The sequence below is a fragment of the Rathayibacter sp. AY1D5 genome (genome assembly GCF_002932515.1).
In the GTDB taxonomy this organism is placed as follows: Bacteria; Actinomycetota; Actinomycetes; order Actinomycetales; family Microbacteriaceae; genus Rathayibacter.
Genome location: NZ_PSVU01000007.1, coordinates 26,019 through 36,696 on the forward strand (window position 1 = coordinate 26,019; position 10,678 = coordinate 36,696).

Here is a 10,678-nt window from a genome sequence, read left to right on the forward strand (position 1 = left end):
GCATGACCGACCCCGCCGTGCTCACGGCGCCGGTCGCGGGCGGGGCGGCCACCAGGCCGCCCGCCCGCCGCCGACCCCGCTCCCACCTCCGCCTCGCCGCCGCCGCCTTCATGGCGCCCGTGGTGATCTTCCTCGCCGTCTTCTTCGTCTACCCGATCATCCGCGGCGTCGTCCTCAGCCTCCAGGACTTCGGACCGTCGTCCTTCGTGACCGGGATCGCCCCCTTCGTCGGCTTCGACAACTACGTCACGGTCGTCACCGATCCGATCTTCGCGAGCATCGCCTGGCACACCGTGGTCTTCACGGTGGTCTCGCTGGTGGGCCAGTTCACGATCGGCATGGCCCTGGCGCTGTTCTTCAGCCGCCGGTTCCCGCTCTCGGCGACGTTCCGCTCCCTCATCCTGCTGCCGTGGCTCCTGCCGCTGATCGTCTCGGCGACGGCCTGGCGCTGGATCTTCGACCAGCAGTTCGGCATCCTGAACGCCGCGATCGGCACGCCGGTCGGCTGGCTGACCGATCCGTCCGTCTCGCTGTGGGCGGTCATCATCGCCAACATCTGGCTGGGCATCCCGTTCAACATGGTGCTGCTGCACGGAGGCCTGCAGGGCATCCCCGAGAGCCTCTACGAGGCCGCGGCACTGGACGGCGCCTCGCGCTGGCGGTCCTTCTGGAGCATCACCTGGCCGCTGCTGCGACCGGTGACCTCCGTCACGCTCCTCCTCGGCCTCGTCTACACGATCAAGGTGTTCGACGTCATCTGGATCCTCACCAAGGGAGGCCCGGCCAACAGCTCGCACACCCTCGCGACCTGGGCCTACGAGCAGTCCTTCACCGACCTGCAGTTCGGAGTCGGTGCGGCGGCCGGCCAGATCCTCGTGATCGTCGCCCTCGTCTTCGGCGTGATCTACATCCGCGCCCAGCGCAAGGAGGACCTCGGATGAACCGGCACACCACAGGGCTGCGCCGCGGGATCGACGTGGTCATCGCGATCGTGCTCTGCGGCTTCCTCCTCTTCCCGCTCTACTGGATGGTCAACGTCTCGCTGACCAAGCCGCAGAACCTGATCCAGACCCCGCCGAGCCTGTTCCCCGGCGACCCGACCCTCGACGGGTACGTGCAGGCGTTCTCGACGCAGCTGCCGAACCTCATCACGAGCCTCGTGATCTCGATCGGCTGCGTGATCCTGACGCTGGCGATCGCCCTGCCCGCCGCTTTCGCGATGGCGAAGTTCCGGGTGCGGGGGACCGGCGTCGTGATGTTCGTGTTCCTCCTCGCCCAGATGATCCCCGGGATCGTCCTGGTCACCGCGCTGTTCGCGATCTACAACGCGCTGGGGCTGCTCAACACCTATCCGGGCCTGATCCTCGCCGACGCGACCGCCTCCGTGCCGTTCGCGGTGATCATCCTCCGGGCCTTCATGCTCGGCATCCCCGACGAGCTGATCGAGGCCGCGCGGATCGACGGTGCGAGCAACTGGCGCTCCTTCGTCTCGATCGTCATCCCGCTGAGCCGGAACTCGATCGTGACCGCGGGCCTGTTCTCGTTCCTGTTCGCCTGGGCCGACTTCCTCAACGCGAACTCGCTCACCTCGGGCAACAGCATCGTGCCGTTCACCCTCGGCCTCTACCGCTACATCGGATCGACCACCACCAACTGGAACGGGATCATGGCGACCGCCGTGATCGCCTCCATCCCGGCCGCCGTGCTGCTGATCGTGGCCCAGCGCTACGTCGCCGCCGGGGTCACCGCCGGCGCGGTCAAGGACTGAGCGCCGTGCCCGACTCGAGGAAGCAGGAGCACATGGACACCGACGCGTTCGCCCTCGAGGGGGACCGCCTCGTCTGGCGCGGCGACGGCGAGACCGTCGTCGTCGAGCCGTGGGGGAGGGACAGCGTCCGGGTCCGCGCCCGCCGGTCCGGGGAGGTCCTCGACACCGACTGGGCGCTGATCGCCCCCGAGCGCCACGCGCCGGAGGTCTCGATCGAGGGACCGCGGGCGACGCTGCGCGCCGGCGGCATCACCGTCGTCCTCGAGCAGCAGGAGGGCTACGGGTACCAGACCGGCTACCACGAGCTCTCCTGCTCCCTCTCCTTCTACGACCGTCGGGGGGAGCTGCTCTTCCGAGAGCTCGGGAGCGGGGGAGCGCTCAAGCTGCGCGCCCGCGAGCAGCGTCCGCACCTGGGCGGCGACTTCCGGCTGACCGCGCTGTTCGAGACGTCCCCCGACGAGAAGCTGTACGGGATGGGGCAGTATCAGCAGGACATCCTCGATCTGAAGGGCTGCACGCTCGAGCTCGCGCACCGCAACTCCCAGTCGAGCGTCCCGTTCGTGCTGTCGAGCCGCGGCTACGGGTTCCTCTGGCACAACCCCGCGATCGGCCGCGCGACTTTCGCAGCCAACCGCACGGAGTGGTCCGCCGAGTCCTCCCAGCAGCTCGACTACTGGGTGACCGCGGGGGAGACCCCGGCCGACATCACCCGGGCCTACGCCGACGCGACCGGGCACGTCCCGATGATGCCCGAGCACGGCCTCGGCTTCTGGCAGTGCAAGCTGCGCTACTGGAACCAGGAGCAGCTGCTCGAGGTCGCCCGCGAGCACCGGCGCCGCGGCCTGCCGATGGACGTCATCGTGGCCGACTTCTTCCACTGGCCGCACATGGGCGACTTCCGCTTCGAGGAGGAGTTCTGGCCGGATCCGTCCGCCATGGTCGCCGAGCTGCGCGAGCTCGGGATCGAGCTGATGGTCTCGGTCTGGCCGCAGGTGTCGGTCGAGTCCGAGAACTACATCGCGATGAAGAAGGGGAACCTCCTCGTCAAGGCCGAGCGGGGCCTGGACCTGCACATGCAGTTCGAGGGTCCGAGCGCGTTTTACGACGCGACGAGTCCCGCCGCCCGGAGGTTCGTCTGGGAGGCGTGCCGGCGCAACTACGGCGAGCACGGGATCCGGCTCTTCTGGCTCGACGAGGCCGAGCCCGAGTACGGCGTCTACGACTTCGACAACTACCGCTACGCCGCCGGCCCCGCCGTCCAGGTCGGCAACCTCTACCCGCAGGCGTTCTCCCGCGGCTTCTTCGAGGGGCAGAGCGAGGGCGGGGAGACCGCGATCGTCAACCTCGTCCGCACCGCGTGGGCGGGCAGCCAGCGCTACGGTGCGCTCGTGTGGTCGGGCGACATCCACTCGACCTTCGCGGACCTGCGCCACCAGATCACGGCCGGCATCCACATGGGCGTCGCGGGGATCCCGTGGTTCACGACCGACATCGGAGGATTCGCCGGGGGAGACCCGTCGGATCCGGAGTTCCGTGAGCTCCTCGTGCGCTGGTTCCAGTTCGGCGCGTTCAGCCCGGTGATGCGCCTCCACGGCGACCGCGCGCCGTCGGCCCCGGTCACGGCCGCCGACGGGAGCCGCCGCGCCGCGACCGGAGCCGCGAACGAGGTGTGGAGCTTCGGCGAGGAGGCCACGCCGATCCTCACCCGCCTGCTGCATCTGCGCGAGACCCTGCGCCCGTACACGCGCGAGGCGATGCGGGAGGCGCACGAGCTGGGCCAGCCCGTGCTGCGCGCGGTGTTCCACGAGTTCCCGGGGGACCCGGAGGCCTGGGATCTGGCCGACCAGTACCTCTTCGGCTCGGACCTGCTCGTGGCTCCGGTCACGCACGCCGGAGCCGTCTCCCGACGGGTCTACCTGCCCGCCGGGGCGCGCTGGACGGAGCTCTCGACGGGCGCCGAGCACGAGGGCGGGCAGTGGATCGTCGCCGACGCGCCCCTGGCCGTCATCCCGGTCTTCGCGCGCGACGGTCGGCAGGCGCACCTCGTCGGGCAGCTCTGAGCGAAGGCTCCCCGCTGTCCGGAGGTTCCGCCGCGAGGAGCGCCCCCGCGTCAGCCCGTCCCTTCGAGCCAGAAGTCGACCGCGTCGGGGGACGGGCGTTCGGCGACCCGGACGACGTCGCCGAATTCGAGCACGCTGTCCGGATCCTCCTGGACGGCCGGCCACCGCTCGCGGCCGGCGGCGTCCGGATCGCCGTGGGAGACGAATGCGAGCCAGCGCGCGGTCATCTCCTGCTCGAGCCGGCGGTCGACGTCCGTGTAGTCGGCGTCGCCGTCCGCCCCGAGGTTCCCGTACGCGTACATCACCTCGGCGCCGTGGTACGCGCCGAACCGCTCGAGTCCGCTCTCCGGGGGAGTGCGCGTGAAGATGTAGGCGTGGACGCCCGCTCGTCCGGTCCGGGCGGCCGTCAGCGCCCAGAGCCGCATCGGGGCGGTCATCGTCCGGTCGCTGTCGGCGCGCAGCCGAGAGTCGACGACCTGGTCCTCGACGGCACCCGGGTACAGCGCGAGGAATCGGTCCGCGTCGTCTCCGTGCTCCCGGCGCACCTCCTGCTCGTAGGCGTCCGGATCCGGGTCGACGCCTCCCAGCAGATCGAGCGAGGTCTCGTCGGAGTTGCTGCCGAGCAGGAGGGGGACGTCGTTCTGCCGACCGGCCTCGTAGACGGCGAGCGGCGTGTCGGGGAGGACGACGCCGTCGATCGAGGGCCACCAGTGCTGCGAGAGGCCCGCGGCGGCCGCGACGATGCGCTCGGCCGGCAGGGCTCTCATCTCGGCCAGGCTCGCCCCGCCGAGGGCCTCGCTCAGGCGCGCAGCCGCCTCCCGTGCGGTGGCGGCGTCGTCGTAGAGGTCGCCGGCCTCGCGATCTCCCGCCGACCCCAGGCATCCTCCGCTCTCGCCGATGATCCCGTGGAGGAGGCCGGCCGCGAGGGGCGAGGCCCCGAGGATGCAGGCGCTGCCGGAGCCGGCGGACTGGCCGGCGACCGTCACCCGCCCCGGGTCCCCGCCGAAAGCGACGATGTTGTCCTGCACCCACTGCAGAGCGGCGACCTGGTCGAGCAGTCCCTGGTTCCCCGGGGTGCCGCCGCCGAGCACATCACCGGCGAGGAATCCGAGGACGCCCAGACGGTAGGCGACGGTGACGACCACCGCGCCCCGGGAGGCGAGCGCCGCGCCGTCGTAGGCGGGGAGGGCGCCGGACCCCGAGACGAACGCGCCGCCGTGGAGGTAGACGAGGACCGGGCTGGAGTCGCCCGCCCCGCCGGCCGGCGTCCAGATGTTCAGGCGGAGGCTGTCCTCGTCCGTCGCGTACCCGCCGAGGAGCGTCTCCTCCAGCGGCAGGTCGAGCACGCGGGTCGCCGCTCGGGAGAGGAACGTCGGCTCCGGCTGAACGGCGGAGGGGCCGAAGTCGTCGGCCACGAGGGTCGCCGACCGCTGCGGGGCCGGGCGGGGCGCCTCCCAGCGCAGCGGACCGACCGGGGGAGCGGCGTAGGGGATCCCCGCGAAGGCGTCGACCCCGGCCGCGGCGTCGTGCACGCCGACGACGTCGCCCTGCCGGGTCGTGACCGGGGCGGTGTGCGGACCGGCGAGCGTCCGCGTCGCCGGGAGAGGACCCGCGGCGAGGGCGACGGCTCCGACGAGCCCTGCGGACGCGACCCAGGCCGCCGTACGCAGCATCCAGTGCCGGTGCCGCCAGCTCCTCGAGACGGCCGCGATCAGGACCGCGGCCGCCGCGACGACGAGCCACCCCCACCACTCCACCCGGTTCAGCCAGGCGAGGACCGCCCCGATGAGCACGACGGTCGCGGTCGGCAGCCACCGGGACCGTCGCCGTCGAGGTTCGTACATCTCAGCTTTCGATACGGTATGCATTGGAAACGAAACGTACTGAAAAGGCCCACTCGGCGCAAGGATCCGAATAGGCTGGGGGCGTGGTCACAGGCGAGCAGGCTCCGGTCCGGCGGAGGAGCGAGACGCGACGACGCCTCCTCGCCGCGGCCGCCGAGCTCTTCGAGGGCACGGGCACCATCGGCCAGCGCGTCGAGGACATCTGCGCGCAGGCGGGCTTCACCCGCGGCGCGTTCTACTCGAACTTCGCCGGTGTCGACCAGCTCTTCCTCGCACTCCACGAGGAGCAGGCCGCGAGAGTGTGGGGGAGCCTGCAGGAGGCCCTCGACGTCCAGCTGCAGGAGGAGCACCGCGAGGCGACCCTCGACGGCGCCGTCCGCTCCCTCCTCGACGCGCTCCCGTCCAGCCGCGAGTGGTTCTCCCTGCGGTCGGTGCTCTTGGCACGCGCTGCCGCGGACCCGGAGTTCGCCGAGCGGATGATGATCGACGACGACCGCGTCTCGCGCGAGCTGGGCGAGCGCTTCGCCGCCCTCGCCGCCGTGCACGGCCGCGTCCCCGCCGTCGAGTCCGCCGTCCTGGCGAAGGCGGTCGTCGCGGCGCACGTCGGGTCGGTGAGCCAGTGGCCCGTGGACACCAGCGCCGAATTCACGCAGCGCATGGTCGTCGCCGCGGTGATCCGAGGCCTCACCGTCGAAGCGCCCGGTCTGCCATCGGAGCGCGGCGGCGATCGATGACGTCCTGTCGCAGGAGCGTTGAGGGGAGCCGATCGCCATCCCTGCAGAACGGGACTTCGGTCGAACTGACATAATGTGCATTATCGGATAACGGCGGAAGGGCCGGACGGACCGGGATTGAGGCCCCCGACGGTTCGGAACGTCATCAGCGGATCGGCGAATGCTCCACCCACGCCTCGACGTCCTCGTACCAGCACGTCTCGGTCGGAGTGTCGAAGCGCGTGACCAGCCGCAGCTGCGGATCGACGGTCATCGTGCCGCGGACGCCGTCGTCGACCCGATCCTCCCGGGCGCCCGCCGCAACGCGCGTCGGCGGTCCTGCGAGCGCTCCCGCCGGTTCACCATCACCGCGACGGCATCGAGAAGGATGCTCACGCCGCCCGGCGTCCGCCGGCGGACGGACTGCGCCCACGACGGCGTCGGACTCCCCCGATGCCGGTCCACTGCCGTCCACCGGGGCCATCCGTCGAGGAGCGCAGACCCGTGCGCCGGCGTCAGCCCCTGGTGAGGATCAGGCGAAGTCGGAGATGTCGCCGACGAGGCGGGTGTTGTCCGCGGGGATCGGCTCGACGGCCGCCAGAGCGACCTCGGCCGCGAACTCCTGCACGTTGTAGAGCTTGCCGGCCGACTCGCGACGCGAGCTGATCGCGCCCGGGTTCGCGCGCTCCAGCAGGGTCGCGGTGATGGTGCCCTCGATCATGTCGCCCGAGACGACGACGAACTCGATCCCGCGCTCGGCGAGCTCACCGATCCGCTCGCGCAGGGCGTCCTCGCCGGCGCGCTTGGAGAGCGCGACGGGCTCGTACTCGGGCATCGTGGGCGTGGTCCGGATGAAGTGCGCCTGGTGGCTCGTGACGAACACGACACGGGAGCCCTCGGAGAGCAGCGGCAGCGCCGCGTCGAGCACGGCGACCTGCGAGTCGCGGTTGAGGACCATCGCGTAGTCCTCCCCCATGTTGCTCTCCATGCCGCCGGAGGCGTTCAGGACGAGCACGTCGAGTCCTCCGTACTCCTTCTCGATGCGGGAGAAGAGCTCGGCGCGCGAGTCGGCGTCGGTGAGATCGGCGCCGACGGCGACGGCGGTGCCGCCGGCCTCGACGATCTGCGCGACGAGCTTGTCGGCGCGCGGCGCCTTCGAGCGGTAGTTGACGACGACGCGGGCTCCGGCCTCGGCCAGGTAGCGGACCGTGTCGGCGCCGATGCCGCGGGACGACCCGGTGACGAGAGCGCGCTTGCCGTCGAAGGAGCCGGGGGCGAGGGGATTGGACACGGGTATTCCTCCAGAACGCCGGCTCGGAGACCGGATCGGGCACGATGACGGGCCACGGCCCGACGGAGGAGTCTACCAAGGGCCTCGAGACCGTCGGCGCACCCCCTCTCCCAGCCCTCGTCCGGGGGGCGTTGATAGCCTGGGAATGCTCGTCGAGGGGAAGGAGCACACAGCATGGACGCTGTCACCCAGTACGCGTGGATCCTCTGGCTCGCGCTGATCCTCATCTTCGTGATCGTCGAGATGATCACTCTCGAGTTCACGTTCCTGATGCTCGCCGTCGGCAGCATCGGCGGACTGCTGACCGGGCTGGTCGGGGCTCCCTTCTGGGTCCAGGTCCCCGTCGCGGCCGTCCTCGCCGCCCTCCTGCTGTTCACCGTCCGGCCGCCGCTGCTGCGGCTGCTGAAACGGGGCGGCGATCCCACCCCCAGCGGAGCGGACGCTCTCCTCGGGCTCTCCGGCAGCGTCGTCCTCGCCGGCCCCGGAGCCGGCCAGGTCAAGCTCGCCAACGGCGAGACCTGGACCGTCCGCCTGTCCCCGCTCGTCGAGGACCGCACACTCGGAGTCGGCGAGAGAGTCGTCGTCACCGCCATCGAGGGGGCGACCGCGGTCGTCGTCCCCGCCGAAAGGAGCACACCGTGACACCGTCCTCCGTCGTGACGATCGTCGTCGTCGCCGCCGTCGTCCTCTTCGCCCTGGTCGTCCTCTTCCGAGCGGTCCGCATCATCCCCCAGGCCACCGCCGGGGTCGTGGAACGCCTCGGCAAGTACCACAAGACCCTGCTGCCGGGCCTCAATCTCGTCGTGCCGTTCATCGACCGGGTCCGCCCGCTGATCGATCTGCGCGAGCAGGTCGTCTCGTTCCCGCCCCAGCCCGTGATCACGGAGGACAACCTCGTCGTCTCGATCGACACGGTCGTCTACTTCCAGGTGACGGACGCCCGCGCGGCGACCTACGAGATCGCCAACTACCTCGGCGCGGTCGAGCAGCTGACCACCACTACGCTCCGCAACGTCGTCGGCGGCCTGAACCTCGAGGAGGCGCTGACCTCCCGCGACAACATCAACGGGCAGCTGCGCATCGTCCTCGACGAGGCCACCGGCAAGTGGGGCATCCGCGTCGGACGCGTGGAGCTCAAGGCCATCGACCCGCCCCTCTCGATCCAGGACTCGATGGAGAAGCAGATGCGCGCCGAGCGCGACCGTCGAGCCGTGATCCTCACCGCCGAGGGCACCAAGCAGTCCCAGATCCTGAACGCCGAGGGTCAGCGCCAGGCCGCGATCCTCGCGGCGGAGGGCCAGGCGAAGGCGGCGGTCCTGCGGGCCGAGGGTGAGGCCAAGGCGATCACCACCGTCTTCCACGCCATCCACGAGGGCCGCCCCGACAGTGAGCTCCTCGCCTACCAGTACCTCCAGACACTCCCCAAGATCGCCGAGGGCAGCGCGAACAAGCTCTGGGTCATCCCGAGCGAGCTCACCGAGGCGCTGAAGGGCATCGGAGGCGCGCTCGGCCAGCGCGGCCAGTCCGCGCCGGCGGTCCGCCCGCAGGATGCGGCACCCCCGTCGGCGCCTGCGGCGTCCGCGCCTGCCGCATCCGGGTCCGTCGGCTCCACTCCTGTCGAGCCCGGATCCGACACGTCCGCCCCCGTGGCGCCCGCTACGACCGACGGAGCCCCCGGCTCGGCGCCCACTCCCCCGCCGCCGGCCGTCTAGCCGCGGACCCGGTCCGCGATGCGCACCCCTGAGCGACCCCTCGCCCTGAGCGGGCCGACCCCCCGGGTGATCGCGCATCGCGGGTTCGGCCCGCAGGCCGAGGGCAACACGCTCGCCGCCTTCGAACGCGCCCTCGCCGCGGGTGCGGACCTCCTCGAGACGGACGCGCGCGCCTCCCTCGACGGGGTCGCCGTGCTCGTCCACGACGCCGAGGTGATCGACCGCTCCGGCCGCCGCCACGTCGTCGCCGCCACCCGGTGGGAGGAGCTCGCCGACCTCCGACTGGCGGGCGGCGCCCGGCTCGCCTCTCTCGAGCAGGCCCTCGCCGCACTCCCCCGCGCGCGCTTCAACATCGACGTGAAGTCGCGGGACGCGATCGACCCGGTCGTCGCGGCGGTGTCCGGCGCCGCCGCCGCGGAGCGCGTCCTGATCACCTCGTTCTCCGAGATCCGTCGAGCAGCGGCCCTCCGCCGTCTTCCCGGCGCCGCGACCTCGGCGTCGGCGGTCCGCTTCGTCGTCGCCCTGGTCGCCGCCCACCTCGGCGCCGCCCTCCCCGTGCGTCTCGCTCTCCGCGGCATCGACGCGCTCCAGGTGCCCGAGCGCGCGCTCGGCCTCCGCGTCGCCGAGCCGCGGATCCTCGCCCGGCTGCGGGTGACCGGCTGCGAGATCCACCTCTGGACCATCGACGATCCGGAGCGGATGGAGCAGCTCCTCGCGCTCGGGATCGACGGGCTCGTGACCGACCGCACCGACCTCGCCCGAGCGGCCGTCGACGCCTTCCTCAGCGCCCGTCAGCCACGCCCTCAGGAACCGCGGAATACGCCTCCGACCTGAGGATTCTCTGGCAATGGCAGGGACGGGAAGACCACCTCCAGGTACGACGTTGACACTGGGGAAGCACAGCGAGAGGAGACCACACAATGGCAGATCGAAGCTTGCGAGGAATGCGGCTCGGATCCCAGAGCCTGCAGAGCGAAGAAGGCGTCGTCTTCTCCCCGCGATCGACGTACGAGTACCACTGCGCGAACTGCGGCCACGACACCGACATGGTGTTCTCGGCCGATGCGGAAGCACCGGAGACCTGGGAGTGCCGCTCCTGCGGTCACGAGGCCACTCTGATGGTGGACTCGAAGCCGGTCGTCGTGGACAAGGGCGAGCAGAAGGCTCCGCGCACCCACTGGGACATGCTGCTCGAGCGTCGGACCCGCGCGGAGCTGGAGGAGCTGCTCGAGGAGCGGCTCGCCTATCTGCGCGCCAGGCGCGGCGAGCACAAGATCGGCGCGTAGCGCC

At 71.3% G+C, this 10,678-nt stretch carries 10 protein-coding genes; 8 read left to right on the forward strand and 2 right to left on the reverse strand.

Annotation, left to right across the window (positions count from 1 at the left end):
- The first annotated feature begins 2 nt into the window (after window positions 1-2).
- The 3 genes from C5C82_RS03350 to C5C82_RS03360 are packed head-to-tail and all read left to right on the forward strand — an operon-like array spanning window position 3 to window position 3,828.
- Window positions 3-941, forward strand: a complete 939-nt coding sequence (locus tag C5C82_RS03350) for a carbohydrate ABC transporter permease (RefSeq protein WP_104225253.1) — start codon at window positions 3-5, stop codon at window positions 939-941.
- Complete coding sequence (locus tag C5C82_RS03355) at window positions 938-1,768, forward strand: carbohydrate ABC transporter permease (protein ID WP_104222044.1); 831 nt, start codon at window positions 938-940, stop codon at window positions 1,766-1,768. The genes C5C82_RS03350 and C5C82_RS03355 overlap by 4 nt, the downstream gene beginning before the upstream one ends.
- Window positions 1,769-1,800: 32 nt before the next feature.
- Window positions 1,801-3,828: a TIM-barrel domain-containing protein gene (locus tag C5C82_RS03360; protein WP_104237511.1), complete on the forward strand. Its 2,028-nt coding sequence runs from the start codon at window positions 1,801-1,803 to the stop codon at window positions 3,826-3,828.
- A gap of 50 nt (window positions 3,829-3,878) precedes the next feature.
- Here the strand turns inward: C5C82_RS03360 and C5C82_RS03365 are convergent, their stop codons facing one another.
- The gene (locus C5C82_RS03365) at window positions 3,879-5,672 is read right to left on the reverse strand and encodes a carboxylesterase/lipase family protein (RefSeq protein WP_219814822.1); all 1,794 of its coding nucleotides are present in this window, start codon (window positions 5,670-5,672) and stop codon (window positions 3,879-3,881) included.
- Between the two features lie 83 nt (window positions 5,673-5,755).
- Between C5C82_RS03365 and C5C82_RS03370 the strand changes: the two genes are divergently transcribed.
- Window positions 5,756-6,406 carry a TetR/AcrR family transcriptional regulator gene (locus tag C5C82_RS03370; RefSeq protein WP_104354599.1) on the forward strand — a complete coding sequence of 217 codons (651 nt, stop codon included), beginning with the start codon at window positions 5,756-5,758 and terminating at the stop codon, window positions 6,404-6,406.
- A gap of 511 nt (window positions 6,407-6,917) precedes the next feature.
- Here the strand turns inward: C5C82_RS03370 and C5C82_RS03375 are convergent.
- Window positions 6,918-7,676, reverse strand: coding sequence for an SDR family oxidoreductase (locus tag C5C82_RS03375; protein WP_104250337.1), 759 nt, complete (start codon window positions 7,674-7,676; stop codon window positions 6,918-6,920).
- A gap of 174 nt (window positions 7,677-7,850) precedes the next feature.
- Between C5C82_RS03375 and C5C82_RS03380 the strand changes: the two genes are divergently transcribed.
- The 4 genes from C5C82_RS03380 to C5C82_RS03395 all read left to right on the forward strand — a co-directional run bounded on the left by C5C82_RS03380 (window position 7,851) and on the right by C5C82_RS03395 (window position 10,674).
- Window positions 7,851-8,318 carry an NfeD family protein gene (locus tag C5C82_RS03380; protein ID WP_104222034.1) on the forward strand — a complete coding sequence of 156 codons (468 nt, stop codon included), beginning with the start codon at window positions 7,851-7,853 and terminating at the stop codon, window positions 8,316-8,318.
- A gap of 14 nt (window positions 8,319-8,332) precedes the next feature.
- A complete protein-coding gene (locus tag C5C82_RS03385; RefSeq protein ID WP_374952912.1) occupies window positions 8,333-9,388 on the forward strand; it encodes an SPFH domain-containing protein in 1,056 nt (351 codons plus the stop codon).
- Window positions 9,389-9,406: 18 nt separating this feature from the next.
- Window positions 9,407-10,222: a glycerophosphodiester phosphodiesterase family protein gene (locus C5C82_RS03390; RefSeq protein WP_104232600.1), complete on the forward strand. Its 816-nt coding sequence runs from the start codon at window positions 9,407-9,409 to the stop codon at window positions 10,220-10,222.
- A gap of 86 nt (window positions 10,223-10,308) precedes the next feature.
- Window positions 10,309-10,674: an RNA polymerase-binding protein RbpA gene (locus tag C5C82_RS03395; protein WP_068207052.1), complete on the forward strand. Its 366-nt coding sequence runs from the start codon at window positions 10,309-10,311 to the stop codon at window positions 10,672-10,674.
- Window positions 10,675-10,678 lie beyond the last annotated feature (4 nt).

What these genes read in the sequence shown, in the direction of transcription:
- C5C82_RS03350 (WP_104225253.1), top strand. Translation starts at nt 3, where the DNA reads ATGACCGACCCCGCCGTGCTCACGGCGCCGGTCGCGGGCGGGGCGGCC.
- C5C82_RS03355 (WP_104222044.1), top strand. Translation starts at nt 938, where the DNA reads ATGAACCGGCACACCACAGGGCTGCGCCGCGGGATCGACGTGGTCATC.
- C5C82_RS03360 (WP_104237511.1), top strand. Translation starts at nt 1,801, where the DNA reads ATGGACACCGACGCGTTCGCCCTCGAGGGGGACCGCCTCGTCTGGCGC.
- C5C82_RS03365 (WP_219814822.1), bottom strand. Translation starts at nt 5,672, where the DNA reads ATGTACGAACCTCGACGGCGACGGTCCCGGTGGCTGCCGACCGCGACC.
- C5C82_RS03380 (WP_104222034.1), top strand. Translation starts at nt 7,851, where the DNA reads ATGGACGCTGTCACCCAGTACGCGTGGATCCTCTGGCTCGCGCTGATC.
- C5C82_RS03390 (WP_104232600.1), top strand. Translation starts at nt 9,407, where the DNA reads ATGCGCACCCCTGAGCGACCCCTCGCCCTGAGCGGGCCGACCCCCCGG.
- C5C82_RS03395 (WP_068207052.1), top strand. Translation starts at nt 10,309, where the DNA reads ATGGCAGATCGAAGCTTGCGAGGAATGCGGCTCGGATCCCAGAGCCTG.